The following is a 21,643-nucleotide window of genomic DNA, read 5'->3' as shown; positions in this document are numbered from 1 at the left end:
GCGTCACCTTTTAGCGGGTCGGCGTCAGCCTCAGCACCCGCATCACAAAAGCGCCCGCCTTCGCCAGCATGGCGCCGCTCATACTCGGCTGGCACAGGACGTTCGAAACAGGTGCTGCAGACTCGCTGGCCAGGGCGCCCATCAACTGGGGCAACAGGAATCCGCTTTCGTATTCTGGGTGAATCGCAACAGAGGTGTCCGACCAAGGGTTGCCAGTGCAGGTGACGTCGATCATGGGAAATCTCCTGGGTAATGGAGAACGCTGCGACGGCCCGAAACGGTCGATCGCTTCTGGGGTCAGTTTCACTGGCGAACAGTTCTTAGAGAATGCCCAGGAATCTGATGACTTGATTGCGCCATCTGAAACAATCGCCCAGGGCAGCCAAAAAAGCCCCGGTGTCGTTGAGGCAACCGGGGCTTGGGAGCGGCTATGAATCACGCCGGCTTTTGCAGCGTGTCGTACGCTTCAAGCGAGCGCAGCGAGTAGATGTAGGCAGCCCCCGCATTCAACGAAATCGCGGTGGCCAGGGCCGCTGCAACCTCCTCACGGCTCGCACCCGCCTTGATCGCCGCATCCGTGTGGGCGGCAATACAGCCGTCGCAACGGGTGGTCACGGCGATGGCGATCGAGATCAGCTCGCGGGTCTTGGCATCGAGCACGTTGTTTTCGCTGGCGGCTTCCCCGAGCGCCATATAGGCCTTGACCATTTTCGGGTTGCTGCGGCCCAGCGCGCCAAACGCTTTCTGAATGGTGGGCAACAATTCGGACCAATTATTGAACATGGCATTAACTCCTGAGTGGGTTGGGTGTACTGTTTTGACGCCCTCAGTTTTTCACCCTGGCGCCACTCGGTTTTGCTCAATCCGCTCAGTTTTTTTGGCGAAACGCTCAAATGAATGCGATCGATAAACTCATCAGCCTGGCCAACGTTCGCGGCAGCCTGGACCTGCGTTGTCAGTTCCAGGGCGACTGGGCCCTGGATCACGGCCAGCATGCCCTGGGCACGGCGCCCTATCACATCGTGCTGGCCGGCGAATGCCGCGTCGAGTTTGCCGATGGGCAGCGCTTGCCCATGCGTGCCGGTGACATCCTGCTGCTGCCGCGCGGCGCCCCGCACCTCATGCACAGCCCTGGGAAAATGGTGACGCCGACCTCACCCCGGATCGTGACCGGAGGCGCCTTGCCGATTCACCGCATTGGCGGTGCCAGCGCGGAGCTGGACATGCTTTGCGGTGGTTTTCACTTCAACCGGGCTTCGTTGCTGTTCAGCGCCCTGCCCGACTACCTGGTGATTCCCAGCGGCGCCTTACCGGCCAACGGACCTTTGCCGGCGTTGGTGGAGATCCTTCGCGGGGAAGCGGATGGGAACCAGCCCGGCGCTCGCTTCCTGCTCGACGCCTTGTCCCAGGCCCTGTTCACCCTGATCCTGCGTGCGCACCTGGCGAGTCATGGCCAGGACAGCGGCGCGCTGGCCCTGCTCGGCGACAAGCGCCTGGGCCGGGCCTGGCAGGCGATGCTGGCGGACCCTGCGCACGAGTGGACCATTCAAGGCCTGGCAGACCTCGCGAGCATGTCCCGAGCCAATTTCATGCGCGCATTCGTCAAGCTGGCCGGCGTCTCGCCGTGGGTGCTTCTGACGCACGTAAGAATGGAGTTGGCCTTCAGTCTGCTCAGGCACTCACACCTGGGGCTGAGCGATATTGCCGTACAGGTCGGCTACCAATCCCAGGCTGCGTTCAGCAAGAAGTTCAAGGAAATCTACGGTGAGGCGCCAGGGCGGGTGCGCCGTGGGATCCAGGCCCCAAACGCACGCTGACCATCAAGAGATATCCGCTCGCAGGGCCGGGTGCTCGCGCAGGTGCTCGACGATGAGGCCGTGCGATCAATGAGCAACTGGGTAGATGCCCGACCAGCACCGCAACGTCCAGCCCTTCCTCATGCATGTTCGGGAAACGATCATGGTAGTGGGCCAATACCGGGGCCATGACATAACGGCTGAACAACGTGGGCAACAGAATCGTCAGATTGCCCTGCGCCTGGACATGCCAGCCCTTGGCCGACGCTTCAGCCTCATCAACGGCCTTGAGAATGCGTGAACAATCGGCCATGAAGCCGACCCCGGCTTCCGTCAGCACCACCCCACGCGTGCTTCGTGACAGCAGCTGCACACCCAGTCGCGCTTCCAGTCGAGCGACCGCACGCATCACGGTCGGTCCGGAGACGTTGAGGCGCTGGGCGGCCGAGGCGAGGCTGGGGCACTGCGACAGCGCGTGAAATATCAGCATTTCATGGTGGCGCGCCATCAGCCGGTGCCTTTTACGACAGGCTTGAGCGTGACGTCGTCTCCCAGCCGATCGGCGAGGAAGTCCACGAACGTACGCACCTTGGCCGGTACTCGATTGCTCTTCTGATACACCACGTGAATCGGCAACGCCGGTGGTTCGAAGGCCTTGAGCACCACTTCCAGTTCACCCTCGGCGACCTGCCGGGCCACTTGATAGGACAATACCCGGGTAACGCCCCAGCCCTGGCGGGCGATATTGATCGCAGCCTGATTCGCGGTCACCACCAGGCGTGGGTCAACCCGCAGGCTCAGCGAATTTGCTTCGTCCATGAACTGCCAGTGGCTCAGCAAATGACTGGCCGAAGACATCACGATATTGGCCTTGCTCAACTCGCCAGGATGGGTCGGCCGTCCATGGCGCTGGAAATAGGCCGGGGCGCCGCAAATCACTTGGCGTACCTCACCGACCTTGATGGCGTGCTGATTGTTTTCCTGCAAATGGCCGATACGGATCGCCACATCGATGCCCTCGTCGGCGATATTCACTACGCGGTCGACCAACAAGGCATTGAGGTGTACCGAGGGGAATCGATCCAGGTAATCCGTCAGCAAGGGCGCGATGTACAACTCGCCAAACAGCACCGGCGCGGTGACCGTCAGATATCCGCAGGGGATCGAGTAACTGCCGGCGGCGGCCTCCTCGGCCTCTTCGAGTTCACTCAGGATCCGTCGGCAATCTTCCAGGTAGCGTTGCCCCGCTTCGGTCAGGTGCACATTGCGGGTGGTACGGGACAACAGCTGGGTGCCGATCCGTTCCTCCATCGCCGCAATGGCCCGCGTCACGCTCGGTGGCGAAATGCGCAAGCGCCGGGCGGCAGCGGCGAACCCTTCCTCCTCGGCAACCACCATGAAAATCTGCATTTCCTGAAAGCGATCCATGGGTGATCCAGCCTTGCGTGAGGGAGATTGAATATACGGGCCGGTTACGGCCTCAAGGCTTGCCGGAGGAGGCCTCCCGACAAGCTCCTGCGGTCTGTCTCAGGCTTGCTGCAAGCCCTTGGCGGTGCGCTGCATGCCGACGAAATTCGGCAAGGCTTCGATGCTGCCCAGCCAGGCACGGACATTCGGGTAGTCGGTCAGCGCGACGTTGCCTTCCGGTGCATGGGACACGTAGGTGTACGCGGCCACGTCAGCGATGGTCGGTTGCTCACCGGCCAGAAACCGGCTTTGCCCCAACTCCGTCTCCATCACCTTCAACAGGGCGTGGGAACGCTTGATGGCATCTTCGGCGTCATAGCCGGCGCCGAACACAGTGATCAATCGGGCGTTGGCCGGCCCCTGGTTGATCTGGCCCGCGGCCACCGAAAGCCAGCGCTGCACCCGGGCCTGGGCGAGCGGATCGCTGGGCAACCACTGGCCCTTGCCGTACTTGGCCGCGAGGTAGACCAGGATCGCGTTCGAGTCAGCCAACACAACACCGTTGTCATCGATCACCGGCACCTGGCCGAAACTGTTGATGGCGAGGAACTCCGGGGTCTTGTGCTCGCCTTTCATCAAGTCCACGAATACCAGTTCGGTCGGCAGGCCCAGCAGCGAGAGCATCAGCTCGACACGATGGGCGTGGCCCGACAACGGATGGCGATAAAGTTTGATCGCTTTCTCAGACATGACGTACTCCATGTTGTTTGGGCTCGAAGCGGTGATCGCGTCGATGGGGCTATCCTCTGCTCCTGCTCCGGACAGCGGAATAACCAGCTTTTACAATCCAGCATTTCACCCAGTGAAACGATCGGAGGCCCTAGACCTCAAGCACCAGCGGCTCGCTGCCTTGGGCCGGCACCGCGCAACAGATCAGCACTTCACCGTCGCCAACCGGTTCGGCCGGCTGGCTCAGGTAATGCACCTGGCCGCGGCTCAAGCGGGTTTTGCAGGTGCCACAGGAGCCGCCGCGGCAGCTGAATTCCGGGTTCAGGCCGCGCGCTTCGGCCAGTTCCAGCAGCGTTCCGCCGCCGGGTTCCCAACGGGCCTCCTTGCCGGAACTGGCGAACAAGACCTTCACCGCTTCAGTCGCGGCCGGCACTTGCTGGGGCGCTGGCATGCTGACTTCGATGTCCCGCACAAGGGTGGAGGGACCGAAGGTTTCCGCATGGATGCGATCGTCAGGGATGCGCAATTTGCGCAACCCGTCGTACAGCGCCTGGGTAAAGCTGCCCGGCCCACACAAATAGAAGTCGTAGTCGTTGAGCGGCAACAGTTTCTTCAGCAGTTCCACATCGATCCGGCCCGCCAGGTCATAGCCTTCACCCACCTTGGCTTCGGTGGGCGGTTGGCTGACCATGCGCACAACCTGGAGCTTGTCGCCGGCACGAGCGGCCAGTTCGTCGATCTCTTCGCGGAATGCCAGGTCGGCCACCGAGCGGGCGCTTTGCACCAGCCAGACCGGGCGCATGCGGCTGATGCGTTGCCCCTGGTAAACCACCTCGCGCAACATCGACAACAACGGCGTGATGCCCACCCCCGCCGCCAGCAATACCAACGGACGCCGCTCGGTGGCCTGGACAGTGAAATGGCCCTGGGGCGCCCGCGCTTCGATCTCGTGCAGCGCCCGCACCTGCTCATGCAGGTGGGACGACACCGATCCATCGCGCTTGACGCTGATGCGCAGGAAATCATCCGACGGCGCACTGGAAACGCTATAGGTCCGGATCGACGGCGCTTTCTGCCCCTCCAGCTGGATCCGCACCGGCAAATGTTGCCCGGCTTCAAACCGGGGCAACCCCAAGCCATCGCTCGCCTGCAGGTAGAACGAACGAATGTTGTGGCTCTCATCCACGACTCGCGCAACCCGCAACGCACGCCAGCGGCTACGCAGCGCCTCAGCCTGCAAACGCTCGGCGGCTTGCTCCCAACTGCCGGTCATCAATGAATTGGGCGAATCGCCTTCATCCTGATCCTTCCAGCGCAGCGCGATGGCAGCCGGACGATAGACGATGCGTTGCGGTGTGAAGCGCAGCAGCCGCTCGGCGCCTTGGAAGGCATTGATCTCGGGGTCGTCCAGCAGGACTTGCGCCGAGCCACTCATTTGCAGCAGATCGCCGGTCTGGAAATCGACGAACACCAGCCCGGCCCGCGGGTTGAGCAGGATGTTGCCCAGGGTGTTGAAAAACAGATTGCCGGAAAAATCCGGAATGGTCAGCGACCCGTCTTCATCCATGCGTACGAACCCCGGCTTGCCGCCACGGTGAGAAGCATCGACCTGCCGCTCGCCATCGCGCACCACGTAGGTGGCGATATAAAACGAGTCGGCCGCCGTCACCAGGCGCCGGACCAGGGGGTCTGACACGGTCAACTGCCGCGGCGCGACCGCCTGTGCGTCGACAAATCGATACTGGCGCAGGTTGATGTAGCGAGGGCAGTTGCCATAGGCCTGGCTCACTGCAATCTCCAGCCCTGGGGCAAGCTGACGGCGCACGACGCCATTCATGCGATTACGCCGACGGGTGTGCAATTCGATCCCCAGCATGCCGATGGCATCCCCCTCGCCCATGCCCTCCTGGGCCGGGTCGTTCGGCTCGGGCTCGAGGTTGATGTGCAGGGTCTGCGGATCGGGCGAATTCATGAAACCCGGTTGCCCCGCGCGCAGGGTCGCCCACACGTCGCCTTGCCGATCCACCGCCCCCAGTACCACGAAAGGCAGTTGGGCGTAGAACTCCCGGTGCTGGTCCGGCATCCACGTCCGCGCCAGTTGCCGTTGGCCGACACTGGCCATCATGTCGACTGCCCCGACGGAGCGCTGCAAGGTCAGCTCTCCTTCGTGCCAGGGCGAGTTTTTTGCTTGCAAGGCTTCGTCCATCAGCTACTCCTCGCGCTCGCAGCATGAATGCCTGCGCCAGTGCGCTACGGTTGGGGATTCTCCGCCATCGTTTGCACGGGTGTGCATGTGGCTGGCGTTATCTTCTGCCCAAAGCGGTTGCGCAGGAATACGCACGAACTGCAATCCACCGTTTCATAAAATGGAATGGTGGGCTCATGGCCTGACACTGGCGAAATGCTTGGTCAATTCGAGCAAGGTCACCCGCAACTCCGGAGGCCGCACGGGCTTGGCCAGGATCGAAATGTTCATGTGGTGCAGTGCGTGGCGAATTCTTTCGATTTCATGGCCGGTCATGATCATGGCGGGGACTTCCCAGCCCCGCTGTTCGCGAATGGCAGCAATGCATTCAGCCCCCGAGACTTTCGTACCCAGGTCGAAGTCGGCAATGATGATGTCGCAGTCACTGGTCACACCCACTCCGTCGCTGTGGGTTTCCACCTCGCATCCCCACTTCTCCAACAGCGCCGACGTCGCCATCAGCACGTTGGCGTCATCCTCCACCAGGCACACCCGCAAGCCCTGCAAACGACTTTGCGTGGGCACCGGCCTGTTCACCACAGCCCTTGGCGCGACCCTTTCCAGCCCTTGGATCGTGGCGCGCGTGCCCTGGCCGAGCCGGGAGTCCAGCTGGATGTCCAGATTGATCAGGTGGCTGATTCGCTTGACGATGGACAACCCCAGGCCCAGCCCCTCGACATCCTTGTCACGGACATGGCGTACCCGATAAAACTCCTTGAACACCTCAGGCAGATGTTCGGCGGCAATGCCCCGGCCCTTGTCGTAGATGACAATGGCCAGGCCATTGCCTTTCGGACGCACACCGATCAACACCGGTTGGCCGGGAGCATATTTGAGCGTATTGGAGACCAGGTTCTGCACCATGGTCGCCAACAAACCGGCATTGACACTGACCCAGTGCCGGCAAGGCCGCAGGCGCAACTCGACACCGGCCCAGCGGGCGGCTTCGGCGTTCTGCTTGACCACGTCCTGGAGCAACGCGCCCAGGTGCACGGGTTCGGCCTGGGGTTCAAGCTGCCCGTTGTCGAGGGTGTAGATGTCCAGAATCGAACGAAACAGTTGCGACACGATGTGCAGCGAACGGTCGATGTTGTCCACCAGTCGCAGCTCTTCCTGTCCCAGCCGGGCATCGCGCAGGCAGGCGGTGAACAAGCCGATCGAGTGGATCGGCTGGCGCAAGTCATGGCTGGCCTGGGCCAGGAAGCGGGATTTTTCCTGGTTCGCGGCAATCGCCTCTTCCGAAGCGATGCGGGTACGGGTCAGCAGGATATGCGCATAGGCAGGCACCACGATGGTGGTGACGATCAACGTCAGGAACAGATAGGGCTGGCCACGCCAGAACGGCGTGAGCATGAAAATCACCCCCAGGGTCGACAGCGCGAGAGCGGTTGCCAGCGCCAGGTAGCGCGAGCCGAAGCGCATGCCATTGCCCAACGTGACCCAGAGCACGGCCGCGTACACCGGCAGCATACCCTCTCCACCCACGATCAAGGCGAAGGCGAGGCTTGCATAATCCAGGGTCATGGCAAAAAGACGACGCAGGAAGAAGTGCCCGGGCCAGCGCTTGACCGCCATGCGCAGCGGGACCGCGGCACCGAAGAAAAAGGCCATGTACCACAGGATCGGTACATAGGTTTCGAAGTCGCTGGCCAGAAAGGCCACCACAATGATGTAAAGCGCAGTACACGCCCCGACCGTCAATCTCAATGTCGCCTGATCAAGCTCACTATTCTTTTCCGTCATAGTCACAGGAGTATTCCCAACATGAAAGTTTGTATCAACTTGAAAACCAAGGGAGTCGTTTAGGTTACGATGTGCGAACTTGAAGTCAGAAGGATCTGAAGCATGACATGCAGAGTCATTGTGGCAGATGACCATCCCTTGTTTCGTGAAGGGATGTTGAGAACCATCGAACGGCTTCTGCCGACAGCCACCATAGAACAAGCTGGCAACCTGGATGAAGTATTGACGCTGGCGCGTTCCGGGGTGGAAGTGGATTCCCTGATACTCGACTTGCGCTTTCCCGGAATCAAATCGTTGCAAGTCATAGGCCAGTTGCGCAGTGAATTCAAACGGACCTCCATTATTGTGGTTTCCATGATGGATGACATCGAGGTTATTTCCCAGGTGATGGCGCTGGGTGCCGACGGTTTCATCGGCAAGAATATCGACCCCTCCGATATTGCCGAGGCCATCATGGCAATACGTGAAGGCGAAGTGGTGGTGAAGTATCAAGCCGAAAACTCGGTACTGGACGATGCGCTTTCCCAGTTGACCGTACGCCAACGGCAAGTGCTTGGGTTGATCGCGGCCGGCAAGACCAACAAGGAAATAGCCCGGGACCTGGGTATTTCCCCGTTCACGGTGCGCATCCATGTCTCGAGCCTGCTCAAATCCCTGGGTGTCCCCACGCGCGCGGCAGCCGCGGCGCAATTTTCCAACTTCCCAAGCAATGGCGGATGGTCGGAAAAACAAGACGACTAAATGTATGACGGCCGCAAGTATTCATTGAGCGTTACCCTCCCTGCTGACCTCCCCAAGCCATAGCACACTTGTACTATAGCTTCGCCCAGTACTCTCCCCCTAAGCTGTGGGCGCTCCATACAAAGGCTGTCCAAACAGCCAAACATAACGAAAGCCAACGCGCCATTCGCCGTGCAGTATCACTGTGCCTATCGAAACGTCATGGCGTGCGCAGCCTATGGATTAAATAAGTCCACAGGCGGCGCAATGCTGGGTCAACTTCACCGTCTGCGCGGTTGAAATGGAATGGTCCTGACATTAACTCAAGGTAAGTCATCATGTCCTTCGAATATGGAAAAACACTTAGAAATGGATTGGCGCTGTGCGTACTGGCGGGCGTACTCAACGGTTGTGCAAACACCGGTGACTTGGGCAACTTGGGCAACTTGATGGGCTCCTTGAATCAGGGCGCCAAAAAATACGACGTCTCTTACCTCAAGCAAACGATCATTCCGGGCAAGACGACAAAAAGCCAGATCACCCAAATGTTCGGCGCGCCGACGAATGAAGAGCTCAATTCGACCAGCTCCAGCAACGAGTCGAACTGGACCTATGAAAAGAGTGATGAGGGCCTGGATAAATACATGAAGCTGGCCAATAAGTACGTGTCGACCGAGACGCGCATGAAAATGGCCGACACCTCGGCACAGCTGTCCAAGGCACAGACCGTGGCTAACGACGTCAGCAGCGTGACCGGCGGGAAAACGGGCCAAAGCCAGACCCAGGGTTCGGTCTTGACCATTTATTTCGTCGATGACGTCGTGAAGTACTACAGGGTCTACTGAAGCAATGACTCATCCGTTGGGGACAGCATCAAGCCTGTCCCCAACCTTCACCGATCACTCCTTCCACGTACCTCCGCTCAAGGCGCAACTCTTGCGGGTGCTGTCCAACAGCTCAGCGGTACGCTTGTAGTAATAAAAGTCCACACCCTGCCCGTTCACATTCACACAGGTGCCCTGGGGATTCTCCGGGCAGGTTTGCGAGTAGGTGATCCTGCCCGCTTCGCCACCAAGCGCGACCGGCATGTTGGCGAAGGATTCACAGCTGGCGCGGAACTTGGCCGCCGGTTGCTTATCGCTCGTCTGCACGCAGTCTTTCGCCTCGATGTGCTGCCCCATGACGGCCATTTCACCCTCCATCGTGCACGCTTGGCTACCTGCATGGGCCACTGAAGCGCACAGCATCGTGGCGCTGATCACACTGAAAAAACGAACGACTCCGTTCATGTACTCTCCCGACGTCCTGAGTGGTCATACCTCCTGAAGTATCCTGACTCGGGCAACAATTCTGAATAGCACAGATGGGCTAGCCGCTACGCTTGCTCAAGGCATCAGAGACACATGAGGTTCGAACGCCCGTGGAAAAGAACAGTGAACTGGATCAGGCCACGTTGCGCCTGACCGTCAGCGCCTGTGCGCTGTTGTATATCGTCGTGCTGGCCAGCCTCTCCCCAGACGCCGCGCGTTATGTGCCGATCATTGTCTATATCACCACGTTCATCTTCGCCTCGGTGTTCCTGCGCATGGCGATCAAACGCTGGCCGGGGCATTTCTTCTGGCGGCGTCTCTTCGCCATGTTGCATGACTACACCGGCATCGCTTTCTCCATGATCGTCGGTGGCGAAGGCGCACTGCCGATCTACGCCGCACTGCTCTGGGTCACCCTGGGCAATGGCATGCGCTTCGGCTCGCGCTACCTGGCACTGGCAACCGTTATCGCGCTGTCGACCCTGGTGCTGATTTTCTGGCTCAACCCGTTCTGGCGTACCCAACCCTATATGTTCCTGATGCTGATCGTCACCACCATCGTGGTGCCGGCCTATGCGCACATTTTGCTCAAGCGCACCCGCATTGCTTCGGAAGAGGCGATTGCCGCGAACCAGGAGAAATCCCGCTTCCTGGCCCAGGCCAGCCATGACCTGCGCCAACCGATCCACTCCATCGGCCTGTTCACCGCCTGCCTGCGTGACGCCAGGCTGGGCCTGGAGGAATTGCGGCTGGTGGACAACATCGACCGTTCGCTGCACACCGTCTCGCAGCTGTTCCGTTCGATCCTCGATATCTACACCCTGGACCATGGCAAGCTGGTACCGCAGGCCGACACCGTCCACCTGGGTGCGTTACTGCAGGACGTGGTCAAGCAGAATACCGAGGCGGCTCGCTGGGCCGGGGTCGAGCTACGCTTGCGCGCCTGCCCTTACTGGGTGAGCGTCAATCCCGGACTGCTGACCACCATGGTCCAGAACCTGCTGTCCAACGCCCTCAAGTATGCCCCCGGGCAACCGGTGCTGATCGGCGTACGGCGCCAGGGCCAGGGTCTGGCCGTGGTGATCTACGACAAAGGACGCGGCATCGCCCGCGAGCACTTGCCCGAAGTGTTCAAGGAGTTCTACCGTGTACGCCATGCGCGCGACAAAGACGTCGAGGGGCTCGGCCTGGGCCTGTCCATCGTCAAGCGCATCAGCCAACTGCTCAATGTCGGCATCCACATCCGTTCGAAAGTCGGACAAGGCACCCGGGTGGCAATCAGCGGCCTGGAACAAGTGTCCCCCCGCCCCCTGGTGCCCAAGGCGGCGAGCGTTCACGAGCGCCTGAAGGGGTTGCGGGTGTGCCTGGTGGAAGACGACGCCAACGTCCTGATGGCGACATCCACGCTGTTGGAAAAATGGGGGTGTGAAGTGCAAGGTCACAGTGACGGCGAAGGATTGACCAGCGACTGCGACATCATCATTGCCGACTACGACCTGGGCACCAAGGTCTCCGGTGCCGAGTGCATCGCCGCGATACGCGCACAGCGCGGCTGGCAAGTCCCGGCGCTGGTCATCACCGGACACGAGATCGAGCGCATACGCCAGTCATTGCAAAGCCTGAACATCTCGGTGCTGGCCAAGCCCGTGCGACCGCCGGAGCTGCGAACAGTATTGCTTGAACTGCTCAAGTCCATGGATCGCCAGGGCGAGGGCTCAGCTCACCTCAACCCACCCAACCGATAGCCGTCTTGGGAATCACCTCGGACTCATCGAGCTTGGAGGCAAACATGCTCACCGCATCGAGGGCATCGGTGGTCCCGTTCCGGATCTGCACGATGACCGATCCGGCCTGGTCTGCCAGGGTGACACCGCGCAAGGCGCCCTCGTGGGTCACGTTCATGCTCGCGACGGCATCGCGGGTTTCGGAGAGGATCATGCCGATCATTTCGGCAATCTCCGAGGTGGAACGACTGGTGCGCCCGGCCAGTTGCCGGACCTCGTCGGCCACCACCGCGAACCCCCGCCCCTGATCGCCGGCCCGCGCAGCCTCGATGGCCGCGTTGAGGGCCAGCAGGTTGGTCTGGTCGGCAATGCCGCGAATGGTATTGACGATGGCCGTGATCTCTTCCGAACGTGCGCCCAGTTGCCCAACGAGGCGCGCGGAGGCGCCGATATTCTCGGCGATCTCGCGCATCTCCTTGGCGGTCTGGTGGATCACCTGGGCGCCCTGCTCGGCCACGCGTTCGGTCTCGGCGGAGATGTGGTACGCACGGGAAGCGCCGCGTGAGTCCTCTTCGAATTTCTCTACCCGTTCGGTGATGTCACTGGCGAACTTCACAATCTTGCACAACTTGCCTTCGGCGTCGTAGACCGGGTTGTAGCTGGCTTCCAGCCAGACAACTTTGCCGTTTTTGCCAAGACGCTTGAATTGCCCGCTGAAAAACTCACCGGCGTTCAGACGACGCCAGAAATCACTGTACTCCGAACTACTTACCAGGCTCGGTTCGCAAAACATCCGGTGGTGCTTGCCCTTGAGTTCGGCCAGTGAGTAATGCATGACATTCATGAAGTTGTCGTTGGCGGTCAGGATGTTGCCACCCAGGTCGAACTCGATGACCGCCATGGCCCGGTCGAGGGCCGCCAGCCGTGCACGGGTTTCGGCCTCGGCGGTGACCTTGGCGGTGACATCGAGTGCGTACTTGACCACCTTCACGACACGGCCTTGTTCGTCCACCACCGGGTTATAGCTGGCTTCCAGCCACACGTTCTGGCCTGACGCGCTGCGGCGGTGAAACGTGCCGGATACGAATTGACCGCTGCGCAACTTGTTCCAGAATTCACGGTACTCGGCGCTGCCCGCCAACGCCGGAGGGCAGAAATCCCGGTGGGACAGGCTAGCCAATTGTTCCGCACGGTAACCCATCGAGCTCAGGAAATTCTCGTTCGCCCGAAGGACCTTGCCATCGGGGCTGAACTCGATAACAGCCATCGACCGCTCCAGGGCGCCGACCAGTCCTTTGTAAGTTGCCAATTCGGCCGTCCTAGCCGTCAGTTCATCTTTTAGTTTTTTATTAAACATGACGTACCCTCGAAGTGACCGGACCTTTATATACATATCGACCGGTTTGCCGGGGGCTGAACGGTATAGCGTAATTATGTTTCGGCGCCAAAACCCACCGAATCCATCAACCAGGTTCTAAAGGCCTGCACCTTTGGGGCATCGGCCAGTTCATGTGGGGTGACGAAGTAAAAACCCAGGCCAGACTTCAATCGCAGATCAAAAGGCGCAACCAAGCGGCCCGCCTTCAGGTCATCCTCGACATACGTTGAACGGCCGATACACACACCCAGGCCGTCGACCGCCGCCTGCACAGCCATCATGGCCAGGTCGAAGGTCAGCCGGCTGCCTTCGGCCAGGCTTTTCGGCTGGCCAGCGGCACTCAACCACGAACGCCAGTCTTCACGGGTCACCCCGCTGACCTGCAACAAGGTGTGCCGGGCCAGATCGCCAGGGTCCTGCAAGGGGGTGGGACCTTGCAACAGCCTGGGACTGCATACCGGGAAGATTTCGTCGGCCATCAGCCAGTCGGCCCGCACGCCCTTCCAGTCCCCGACACCGTAACGGATGGCCGCATCGACGCCGCCCTTGCGAAAATCCACCCGTTCGGTGGATGCAGTGACGCGCACATCGATATTGGGGAACGCCTGCTGGAAGGAGGCCAGCCGCGGCAGCAACCATTTGGAGGCAAACGAAACCAGGGTGCTGATCGTCAAGACACTGTTGTTGCGGCTTTCCAGCAACGTCTCGGTGCAATAGCGCAGTTCATGGAAGGCGGCCCGAACGCCTGGGAAATAGGCCTGACCTTCAGGAGTCAGGGCCAGGCCGTCCTTGAGCCGCAGGAACAAGCGCACGCCCAATTCCTCTTCGAGCCGGCGGATCTGATGGCTTATGGCTGTTTGAGTGACGTTCAGCTCGGCTGCGGCGTTGGTAAAGCTCATGTGCCTGGCGGCTGACTCGAATGCTTTAAGGCCATTCAAAGAAGGGATTCGGGTGGCCATGGAGGTTTGCTGCGCTCATGAGATTTTGTCATACGCTAGCACTGAAGATGTCCTTTGAAAATGTCCCGCCCCTCACCGATTCTGGCGGCCCGCCCCCGCCTGTGAGGAAACCATGAAACTGTACTTTGCCCCCATGACCTGCTCATTGTCCCCGCACATCGTGCTGCGGGAATTGGGCCTGCCCTTTGAATTGATCCGGGTCGACAACAAGACCAAGCGAACCGCCGACGGGCTCGACTTCCTGAGCATCAACCCCAAGGGCTACGTGGCCGCCTTGGTGTTGGAAAACGGCAGCGTGCTGACCGAGGGCCCCGCCATTGTCCAGTACCTGGCCGACCTGGCCCCCGGCAACACGCTAGCCCCGGCCAATGGCACCTGGGAGCGGGTTCGCCTGCAGGAGTGGTTGAACTTCATCAGCGCCGAAATCCACAGCGGCTGTGCCCCGCTGTTCAACGCCGACATCGCAGAGCCCACCAAGGCAATCTTCAAGGCAAGACTGTTCAAGCGCCTGGACTACCTCAGCCAGGCCCTTGCACGACAGGACTACCTGATGGGCAGCTTCGGCCTGGCCGACGCTTATCTGTTTACCGTTTTGAACTGGTTGCCGTTGTTCAATATCGAGATCGGGGACTGGCCGGTGCTGGCGTCGTTCATGACCCGAGTCGCAGCACGCCCCAGCGTCCGGGCGGCCATGGCGGCGGAAGCGGCCTAGCCACCGGCCAGCGATCACCTTCGCGGTTTTGTCCGCAAGGCAGCATCATAAAAAATTCATGGTGCCGGAGCATGCTCGCTACGTTTGCTGATTACTTTCGTTCCCATTCAGCGAGGTAGGATCATGCCACCACAAGGACTCCCGGTGGACTTCGCCCATCGACCACGGCTTGCCGATCTGCAGCCCCTGCAGGAACCCGCCAGGCGCGTGTCCGGCACCCTGGGCAAACAGCCAGAGCCGGCCGTCACACCGGCGGTGCAGTTGCAGGACCGGCGGGGATACGACAGCGGCTTTCTTGGTGACTTCATAGTGCCTTGGCCAAGCGTGGAAGCGGCGTTGGTCGATGACGTCTACCCGACCGGCACCGTCGACAATCGCCTGGATTATCAGCACTTCTCCATCGCTCTTTCGCGACGGCGACGCCTGGCCCTGGTGGCGGGCGTCAACATCGATGGTGCCCGCAGTGTCGAGATCGACCGGGGGCGTGACGCCTGGGCGTATGACGGTCGAATCCCCAGCGATGCCCAGATTGGAGAAGCGCTGTACGCCGGCAATTTGCTGGATCGCGGTCATCTGGTCAGACGTCAGGATCCCAATTGGGGCCCCGATGCACAGACCGCCAACAACGACACCTTCCACTTCACCAATTGCTCGCCGCAGATGGCAGCCTTCAATCAAAAAACCTGGCTCGAGCTTGAGGATTACATCCTCGATAACACGCGTCGGTGGAAAGCCAGGGCGACGATATTTACCGGGCCCTTGTTCCGGGACGATGATCAAACGTACAGAGGCGTACAGATCCCCGCTGCGTTCTGGAAAGTCGTGGCCTTTCTCGGTGACGACGGTAAACCTTCGGCCAGTGCCTACATGATTGATCAGCGTCAGGAACTGGAAAAATTGGAACTTGTGTTCGGAGCACTCAAGACCTACCGACGCAGCGTCGATCAAATTGAGGCGCTGACCGGTATCCGCTTTGGCGACTTGGCCGACTACGACGGCTTTTCCAATGAAGAGCGACTGACAGGTACGAGGATTGAAGCGCCGATCAGAGGGCCTGAAGACATCCGCCTTTGAAAATGGTGGGAGATTCTATGTTGCAGGGCAACCCTGCAACATAGGCGTTGGCTGGTATTCGCTCTGATTTTTCATCAAGGCAAATGCCACTCGGCAGAGCTTGCGGGGTAGTACCACCAAGGCCTGGGTTTTTGAAAAGCCTCTCGCTAGGTACGACTCGTAAAATGGTTTCCATGTAGGCCATCGGCGCCGGTGTGATCTGGCTTGCCTGGCTGTGTCTGGTGCATTTGCCGTTATGGGCGGCGGTGTTGGCGTTCTGTTTTGGGCTGCCGCTGCTGGCTTTGATGGCCGCCCCTTTGGCGGCGGGCGGCGCGTTACTGGCCGGCTTGGTGGTGGGCGTTGTGACGCTGATCAGCCACTGGCTTTGTCGGCCAGTTCGAGCCGACGATTGATCTCTCGTTCACACACCGCTACCCAGCGCCAGTACTCCGCCATGTCGAGTTGGGCGATCTCAGACGGCTGCATCCTGAGCACCAGCAACAGGGCTTCGTCCCAGGACTGCAGCAAGGTCACGTGCGGCTGCCATTTCCCGCAACACCTCGGGTGGCTAGCCGGGAGTCGGCGATGTCGAATTCGCCGAGGTCTTCGAGTGTGATGCTGAGCATCTTGGCGACGAGCAGATCTTCCATGGCGCCTTCATCTTTGGTCACCGATTGAGCGGCGGTGATGTCTTTGCGTTTGAGGCGTTTGATGGGCAGCGTCGAGATCTGCTCACCGCTGGCGCTGTTGAAGGGGAATTTGAGGGTGAAGCTGAGTGCATCGGCCACCGGTTGCTCCAGGTTGATCGGGGGATCGGTTGATCTTTCGTTGAGCCCTGATGATGGCGGTGCGTTTGGCTACTGGTTTTTAATCCGGTTTAAGGAGCCGTCCGGTGATAACACGCTGAAGGGGCGGGTGAAATTGGCGAGCCGCTACCGCATAATTAGCCGCCTTACGCAGCTTAGAGTGCTTTGGCGCGGGGGAATCCTGTCGTCGGCTCATCCAGTCAAAAGGGAATTTCACTCGTGTCGGAACCACGCATCCGCCCCCTCGCTCTCTGTATCTTTCATCATCACGGAAAAATACTGGTCAACTCATTCTACGACGCAGCAAAAGAGCAGACGCTGTATCGCCCAATTGGCGGCGGCATTGAGTTCGGCGAAAGGGGTATCGAAGCCATCGTCCGAGAAGTGCAGGAAGAACTGGCGCTTTCGATCAGTGATGTTCGACTGATTGGCACGTTGGAAAGCATTTTCACCTACGCAGGCAAACCAGGGCACGAGATCGTCCAGGTCTACGATGCAAGGTTCGATGATGAAAGTGTCTATGAGCGCCCTTGGCTAGACGGTCATGAAAGCAACGGTGCTCCATTCAGAGCCGAGTGGTGCTTGGCTTCCAGCTTTACCGCTACATCCCCACTGGTACCTGAAGGACTTTTCGAACTACTTAAGCAGGCGTCGCTGGTGGACTAAATGAATGTTGTGAGGGCGCAAACGCCCCCACAACACTACCTGGAGCCTATCCAGGCTTGTGGTTGTCCAGTACTCGATTGACCGCTAACTCACCCAACATGATGACCCGTTGCAGCACCAGCATCGTTTGGCGTCGTGGGCCGTCCGTCAAATCGGTGAGGTCGCTGACCATCACGCTGGCGGATGCCAAGGATTCGCACGCCTCAACGAGCAACGTTTCGTCATCCACCGCTGCGTCGATGGTGAAGATCGTGCTGGGCTTGCGGGGCTGTATCTGCGTTTTCGTTGCCCCGGGGTTCAGGTAGTGCTTGAGCGCGCGGTCTGCCGCCTCTTTCAACTTTTCGGGGTCGAGAGAGTCGCCGTAGAGTACCGAGTCGATATCCGGGGGGTTGGGAGTAACCTTGAACATATGACTAATTCCAGAGTTGGGGCCGCAACCGTTCTCGACTAAAAGAGGGTGGCGGCTGTACGCAGGTTAGTCGACCGGTGGAATTAGCAAACCCGGCGCGCCCAAGGGCGCCCTGCGCACAACCACCATCAAGTACAGGAATAGATGACCTGACTGAATGGTACTCATGCACTTTACTAAAACCGACCGAGCGACTAAACCCGACCACTGATGGGCAGTGGCAGGTAAACGATAGAGGCCTGGGGCAAAGGGCACAAGCCAGCGGATTCTGACGCATGCGTAAGTAAGGACGCAAGGTTTCGTAGCCTTTTGGGCGTAATATGGAATGTATTTAAACGTGTCGCGCTGGATATGTTTGCGGCAATTAAACGGGTCGAGTTTTCTTCGTTATTTCTTGAAACTGTATTGCTGCAAATACAGTGTCTTATGGAACGCTCCGGCCTCATCGATGTTAAACGAGATCCTACCGTAGATAATACGCTAGCGGATGCTTTGAGGAATTTACCTACATTTGCCCGCAGCAACGACGTGCTTTCTCGGCAGAGGGTTTGAGGTTGGAGACTGTTGTCTTGGGCGACTGGCTTCGGCCCTCGACCGCTCTTGATGGGTTTTGAAGGCTGCTTGGCGGAGGGAGGCAGCTGTACGAGGTCTCCAGCAAAGAGGCCGACCTTGATGCAGTCGGCTGAACCCTCGCACAGCCACCATAAGTAGCGGTTTGCTAAAAAGATGGCCACTGCACGCCGGAGTAGACCGGAGAACTGGGCATCGCCAGAAAGCCTAGGGGCCTGGCGTACAGCGCCATCAAACATCGGGCGGCGACGGGGGATAAGATACCGGTAGGTCGATGAGCGCGCAGCCAGGGGATTCTGAGGCGACTGTAGGTAATGGCGTTGGATGTTGTAGCTCTTCGAAAGTCTTTTACCCTCTGGAAGATGCTATCTGACGCATCCTCTTCGGCATTACATACAGGCTCGCCTCTAGAACGGCTGCCAACCTTCAGATGTCTTGCTGGCTAGCGAAGGGCAGTGCCCAAAAATGGAGTGGGCATTAGCCCATTTGTGAGCAGGAGCAATATCGCGGTTCGATGGCCAAGCGCCTACTCCAACTGATCGTTCAACAAGCTCATTTCCGAGCGTAGGACTCCGAAGAAAAACTATCTATAAGCGATGGATGTCTGGATTAGCTGAATGTATACCCATTGAGCAAGCCAAGAGCGAGCTGGAAATCTGATGTCAATTTGACATCCGCTGACATTTTCCGTTACTTTTATCCGTCTGATCGTCGCCTCCTTGGCTGTAAATAATTTCTACGGAGTATCAGAGACCGACAACAGCCAGTTTCTATCTGAGCAGAATGGAAACTAGTAGAAGTCGTTTTTTGATAACTACAAAAGGATTGGAAATGGATTTGTCGCTGGATACTTCTGAAAAAATAGTTTCTCTAATTGCTGGACTAATAGCAATTGTGGGCTTGCTAATTAGGCATAAACTGGCACAGGCGGCGAAAGAAAATTCCATTCCCATCGAAGTGCTGCGCTCAGAGCAAGAAAACACCAACACCAATAACAATAACAACGCCAATATTAATACTAATAATATAAGCTTTAACTTGAGCGATAGTAAAAGTCGTGAGCCAGTTTCTCAAACGTTTTCGAACTGCGACGCAGCCTCTATAAAGCGATCAACTAGAATTCTATTTATTGATGATGATAGTGATTTCAAAATAGTAGGAATATTGCGGAAAATGGGTTGGGAGTGTACCGATATCGTCACAGATATTGAATCTCTTGAACAGAGATCGCTATTGGATGCAAACATAGTTTTTGTTGACATTCAAGGGGTTGGTCGGAGTATGCAGTACATTGACGAAGGACTGGGGCTTGCTCTTGCAATAAAAAGACGATATCCGGAAAAGAAGGTAATTATTTACTCCGCTCAGGGCGAAGGTGAGCGCTTTCACGAAGCTCTTCAAGAAGCGGATTACAACCTTCCGAAGACAGCTGAACCAATTCGATTTGAAGACACCATTTTTCGAGTTTTGAAAAATGGTTGACCTAACGGTACGCGTTGCATTGTGGTCAAAAGATCGCCTTGAACCATACATTGATCAGCTTGCGCACGATTTAGCGTATTGCAGAGACAGTTTGGAAAAAGACGGTTCAAAAATCATAATTCTCCATGGAAAAAAAGCTAGAGTTTCATTGCTTTCAACAGGGGCCTATATTGCTTTAGGCGTAGCAACAGACGCAGATCGTATAAAGTCCAAGAAGCTACTAGATCAAGAACTTAAAGTAACACTAGCTGCAGCACCGATGATAGACGCTTCCACTCGTAGATCCGAGCAGCGGACGCGTAGATTAATCCACAATCTTAAAACTCTGACAGCTAAAACCACCCAAGAAATATTTTACTTGGTCAAACAAGAGTCCATGATGGCTCATCCAAGAGAAGCTGTTCGCTATGTTGAGGATGAGATAAGAGATAATACTGCCGATACAGCGAAGGCTATTATTGCTATTCTCAAGCACCAGCAGGCACAGAAAGCTGAGTTTGCTGCTTTTGAAAAGCTATCTGGGAAAGTCGAACCCACAAAAATGGAGATGCATGATATTCATCGAGTGCTGATGAATTTGTTTTATTTGTTTTTTGGGGATTTTTCTGACAAAAAAATTCGTGCAAACGTCGAGCCTACTAAACTACAGGCATTTTTTGATTACGACTCTATTTATGCTTGCATTTTCTATCTTGTGGAGAATGCCGCTAAGTACACAATGCGAAACAGCTCTTTAAATGTCACTGTATCTCCAGACAACCAAGGGTATGTGGATATTAGGTTTGAAATGCAAAGCTTAGCTATTAACCCTGACGAATCCCATGCTGTCTTTAGTGAAGGAGTATCCGGAAAGCATGCGCATGCAAATAAACTTAACGGGGCAGGAATAGGCTTATTCTTAGCGCGTGCGATGGCAAATCTAAATGCCGGCACTCTTACATTAAATGCTGGCAAGCCGATGATTGCTGGCTGCTACGCTCGAAACTCATTTATCTTGAGCCTAAGAGCAGAGCCTTTAACGACCATTAATGCAACACGTTGATTGTGTGAGCAGCTGTAATAAAAAGTCTCTCCCTGCCGTAAATCTCACTATGTGCTTCTTAAGAAAATGACAACATGGAAGATGGGCAAAAGACTGGGCAGCAATCGGCTTCTCAACATTGATCGTCTGCCCCTTGCCGTGAATGGCCGAAACTTATTGTCTTAGGACTCTTTCGAGAGTCCCAATTCAGTTAGCCTTGCATCCAGCCTTCTTAGATAACTAACCGTAGATTTATCGTAGTGCTGTAGTAGCTCCTTGGCACTCTCTTCGGTTCGGCTCTTGGACTCTAATGCGTCGAATAGCTCTCCGGCTTTTCTGTCCTTGATGTCTTCATTGATCATGTCTTGTTTGAAGGTCACAAATCGAGCATAGCACTCGATCTGGGCTGAGAGTTTCGCCATATCAAAATCCTTGTCCTCTCCCGGTGGCGAGCAAACATCGGGGGAGGAAAAATTATCTACAGGACGAATGTCTATTTCATCGATATGAATCAGCTCATTTGCCTTATTTTTGCCAAAGTAACGCGACAACTTAAAATGCTCGGCGATCAGTTGCTGACGCCAGCCTCGGTGGAATTGCCTGTAGTCATCCCAAGGCCCTTTGGAAAATTCTTTCCAACCTTTTTTATTCATCTCTCTTAATAATTTATCGAGGGCGTTGTAGCCATCGTACAATAGGCGGCTGGTTTCTTGCGCCGTTGCTTGGGCGCCATCCAGAAATTTAGCTTTGTCCGCTCGTTCATCTTGGTGAGCCTGCTGGCAGCTCGTGCCCATCAGAGTTATCGCAGCAGTGAACAGTGAAGCCGCGGCTGTCTGCGACAGTCTGCGGCCACGTAGAGTCAGCATCGGTGATCATCCTGTTTTACGAAATTCACGCTCAATATCGGCTGACG

Annotated in this window: 22 protein-coding genes and 4 pseudogenes; 10 read left to right on the top strand and 16 right to left on the bottom strand. The window is 57.5% G+C overall.

Annotated elements, in window-relative coordinates; genetic code table 11:
• Nucleotides 1-10: 10 nt before the first annotated feature.
• On the bottom strand, nt 11-235 hold the full coding sequence (locus tag BLP82_RS02720; protein ID WP_092165142.1) for a hypothetical protein: 225 nt from the start codon (nt 233-235) through the stop codon (nt 11-13).
• On the opposite strand from BLP82_RS02720, the gene BLP82_RS31125 reads away from it, so the two are divergent.
• The gene (locus BLP82_RS31125; RefSeq protein ID WP_092165141.1) at nt 234-434 is read left to right on the top strand and encodes a hypothetical protein; all 201 of its coding nucleotides are present in this window, start codon (nt 234-236) and stop codon (nt 432-434) included. The genes BLP82_RS02720 and BLP82_RS31125 overlap by 2 nt on opposite strands.
• A 1-nt stretch (nt 435) precedes the next feature.
• On the opposite strand, the gene BLP82_RS02710 is transcribed toward BLP82_RS31125, so the two are convergent.
• Nucleotides 436-783, bottom strand: a complete 348-nt coding sequence (locus tag BLP82_RS02710; protein ID WP_092165140.1) for a carboxymuconolactone decarboxylase family protein — start codon at nt 781-783, stop codon at nt 436-438.
• A 110-nt stretch (nt 784-893) separates the two neighbouring features.
• Between BLP82_RS02710 and BLP82_RS02705 the strand changes: the two genes are divergently transcribed.
• Entirely contained in the window at nt 894-1,817 is a 924-nt protein-coding gene (locus BLP82_RS02705; protein ID WP_092165138.1) for an AraC family transcriptional regulator, read from the top strand.
• A gap of 55 nt (nt 1,818-1,872) precedes the next feature.
• Here the strand turns inward: BLP82_RS02705 and BLP82_RS02700 are convergent.
• The 5 genes and pseudogenes from BLP82_RS02700 to BLP82_RS02680 form a co-directional block, all read right to left on the bottom strand.
• A pseudogene (locus BLP82_RS02700) lies at nt 1,873-2,304 on the bottom strand (LysR family transcriptional regulator); the annotation flags it as partial.
• A complete protein-coding gene (locus BLP82_RS02695) occupies nt 2,304-3,224 on the bottom strand; it encodes a LysR family transcriptional regulator (protein WP_092165137.1) in 921 nt (306 codons plus the stop codon). The gene BLP82_RS02695 and the pseudogene BLP82_RS02700, both read right to left, overlap by 1 nt.
• A 99-nt stretch (nt 3,225-3,323) precedes the next feature.
• On the bottom strand, nt 3,324-3,953 hold the full coding sequence (locus BLP82_RS02690) for a glutathione S-transferase family protein (RefSeq protein ID WP_092165136.1): 630 nt from the start codon (nt 3,951-3,953) through the stop codon (nt 3,324-3,326).
• A gap of 130 nt (nt 3,954-4,083) precedes the next feature.
• Complete coding sequence (locus BLP82_RS02685) at nt 4,084-6,138, bottom strand: 2Fe-2S iron-sulfur cluster-binding protein (protein WP_092165135.1); 2,055 nt, start codon at nt 6,136-6,138, stop codon at nt 4,084-4,086.
• 174 nt (nt 6,139-6,312) lie between these two features.
• On the bottom strand, nt 6,313-7,920 hold the full coding sequence (locus BLP82_RS02680) for an ATP-binding response regulator (RefSeq protein ID WP_092165134.1): 1,608 nt from the start codon (nt 7,918-7,920) through the stop codon (nt 6,313-6,315).
• A gap of 102 nt (nt 7,921-8,022) precedes the next feature.
• On the opposite strand from BLP82_RS02680, the gene BLP82_RS02675 reads away from it, so the two are divergent.
• Both BLP82_RS02675 and BLP82_RS02670 read left to right on the top strand, forming a co-directional pair.
• Nucleotides 8,023-8,661, top strand: coding sequence for a response regulator (locus tag BLP82_RS02675; protein ID WP_092165133.1), 639 nt, complete (start codon nt 8,023-8,025; stop codon nt 8,659-8,661).
• 317 nt (nt 8,662-8,978) lie between these two features.
• The gene (locus tag BLP82_RS02670) at nt 8,979-9,485 is read left to right on the top strand and encodes a hypothetical protein (protein ID WP_092165132.1); all 507 of its coding nucleotides are present in this window, start codon (nt 8,979-8,981) and stop codon (nt 9,483-9,485) included.
• A 54-nt stretch (nt 9,486-9,539) separates the two neighbouring features.
• Here the strand turns inward: BLP82_RS02670 and BLP82_RS02665 are convergent, their stop codons facing one another.
• Nucleotides 9,540-9,929: a hypothetical protein gene (locus tag BLP82_RS02665; protein WP_139197802.1), complete on the bottom strand. Its 390-nt coding sequence runs from the start codon at nt 9,927-9,929 to the stop codon at nt 9,540-9,542.
• A gap of 131 nt (nt 9,930-10,060) precedes the next feature.
• Between BLP82_RS02665 and BLP82_RS02660 the strand changes: the two genes are divergently transcribed.
• Nucleotides 10,061-11,695 carry an ATP-binding response regulator gene (locus BLP82_RS02660; protein WP_092165127.1) on the top strand — a complete coding sequence of 545 codons (1,635 nt, stop codon included), beginning with the start codon at nt 10,061-10,063 and terminating at the stop codon, nt 11,693-11,695.
• Here the strand turns inward: BLP82_RS02660 and BLP82_RS31920 are convergent.
• The 3 genes and pseudogenes from BLP82_RS31920 to BLP82_RS02650 form a co-directional block, all read right to left on the bottom strand.
• Nucleotides 11,676-12,149 (bottom strand): annotated as a pseudogene (locus BLP82_RS31920) (methyl-accepting chemotaxis protein); the annotation flags it as partial. The gene BLP82_RS02660 and the pseudogene BLP82_RS31920 overlap by 20 nt on opposite strands.
• A 114-nt stretch (nt 12,150-12,263) precedes the next feature.
• Nucleotides 12,264-12,941, bottom strand: a pseudogene (locus BLP82_RS31915) (PAS domain-containing protein); the annotation flags it as partial.
• Nucleotides 12,942-13,105: 164 nt separating this feature from the next.
• Complete coding sequence (locus tag BLP82_RS02650; protein WP_092165123.1) at nt 13,106-14,011, bottom strand: transcriptional regulator GcvA; 906 nt, start codon at nt 14,009-14,011, stop codon at nt 13,106-13,108.
• 112 nt (nt 14,012-14,123) lie between these two features.
• Between BLP82_RS02650 and gstA the strand changes: the two genes are divergently transcribed.
• Both gstA and BLP82_RS02640 read left to right on the top strand, forming a co-directional pair.
• Nucleotides 14,124-14,723 (top strand): glutathione transferase GstA, encoded by a 600-nt coding sequence (gene gstA / locus BLP82_RS02645; protein WP_092165121.1) that lies wholly within the window; start codon nt 14,124-14,126, stop codon nt 14,721-14,723.
• Nucleotides 14,724-14,846: 123 nt separating this feature from the next.
• The gene (locus BLP82_RS02640) at nt 14,847-15,797 is read left to right on the top strand and encodes a DNA/RNA non-specific endonuclease (protein WP_092165118.1); all 951 of its coding nucleotides are present in this window, start codon (nt 14,847-14,849) and stop codon (nt 15,795-15,797) included.
• Nucleotides 15,798-15,812: 15 nt separating this feature from the next.
• On the opposite strand, the pseudogene BLP82_RS31490 reads toward BLP82_RS02640, so the two are convergent.
• The 3 genes and pseudogenes from BLP82_RS31490 to BLP82_RS02630 form a co-directional block, all read right to left on the bottom strand.
• A pseudogene (locus BLP82_RS31490) lies at nt 15,813-15,983 on the bottom strand (IS110 family transposase); the annotation flags it as partial.
• A gap of 165 nt (nt 15,984-16,148) precedes the next feature.
• The gene (locus BLP82_RS31120) at nt 16,149-16,310 is read right to left on the bottom strand and encodes a hypothetical protein (RefSeq protein ID WP_170842258.1); all 162 of its coding nucleotides are present in this window, start codon (nt 16,308-16,310) and stop codon (nt 16,149-16,151) included.
• Nucleotides 16,307-16,564, bottom strand: a complete 258-nt coding sequence (locus BLP82_RS02630) for a phage tail assembly protein (protein WP_256574038.1) — start codon at nt 16,562-16,564, stop codon at nt 16,307-16,309. The genes BLP82_RS31120 and BLP82_RS02630 overlap by 4 nt, the downstream gene beginning before the upstream one ends.
• 237 nt (nt 16,565-16,801) lie before the next feature.
• On the opposite strand from BLP82_RS02630, the gene BLP82_RS02625 reads away from it, so the two are divergent.
• On the top strand, nt 16,802-17,248 hold the full coding sequence (locus tag BLP82_RS02625; RefSeq protein ID WP_092165116.1) for an NUDIX hydrolase: 447 nt from the start codon (nt 16,802-16,804) through the stop codon (nt 17,246-17,248).
• A 46-nt stretch (nt 17,249-17,294) separates the two neighbouring features.
• Here the strand turns inward: BLP82_RS02625 and BLP82_RS02620 are convergent, their stop codons facing one another.
• Nucleotides 17,295-17,657: a DUF6124 family protein gene (locus BLP82_RS02620; RefSeq protein WP_003202533.1), complete on the bottom strand. Its 363-nt coding sequence runs from the start codon at nt 17,655-17,657 to the stop codon at nt 17,295-17,297.
• Between the two features lie 1,401 nt (nt 17,658-19,058).
• Between BLP82_RS02620 and BLP82_RS02615 the strand changes: the two genes are divergently transcribed.
• Nucleotides 19,059-19,709, top strand: coding sequence for a DNA-binding transcriptional response regulator (locus BLP82_RS02615; protein ID WP_092165114.1), 651 nt, complete (start codon nt 19,059-19,061; stop codon nt 19,707-19,709).
• Nucleotides 19,702-20,751 (top strand): sensor histidine kinase, encoded by a 1,050-nt coding sequence (locus BLP82_RS02610; RefSeq protein WP_139197801.1) that lies wholly within the window; start codon nt 19,702-19,704, stop codon nt 20,749-20,751. Before BLP82_RS02615 ends, BLP82_RS02610 begins: the two co-directional genes overlap by 8 nt.
• A gap of 161 nt (nt 20,752-20,912) precedes the next feature.
• Here the strand turns inward: BLP82_RS02610 and BLP82_RS02605 are convergent, their stop codons facing one another.
• Nucleotides 20,913-21,596, bottom strand: a complete 684-nt coding sequence (locus BLP82_RS02605; RefSeq protein ID WP_092165110.1) for a hypothetical protein — start codon at nt 21,594-21,596, stop codon at nt 20,913-20,915.
• Nucleotides 21,597-21,643: the final 47 nt, after the last annotated feature.

The sequence above is a fragment of the Pseudomonas sp. NFACC37-1 genome (genome assembly GCF_900101575.1).
In the GTDB taxonomy this organism is placed as follows: Bacteria; Pseudomonadota; Gammaproteobacteria; order Pseudomonadales; family Pseudomonadaceae; genus Aquipseudomonas; species Aquipseudomonas fluorescens_AA.
This window is presented reverse-complemented; position numbering and strand designations above follow the sequence as displayed.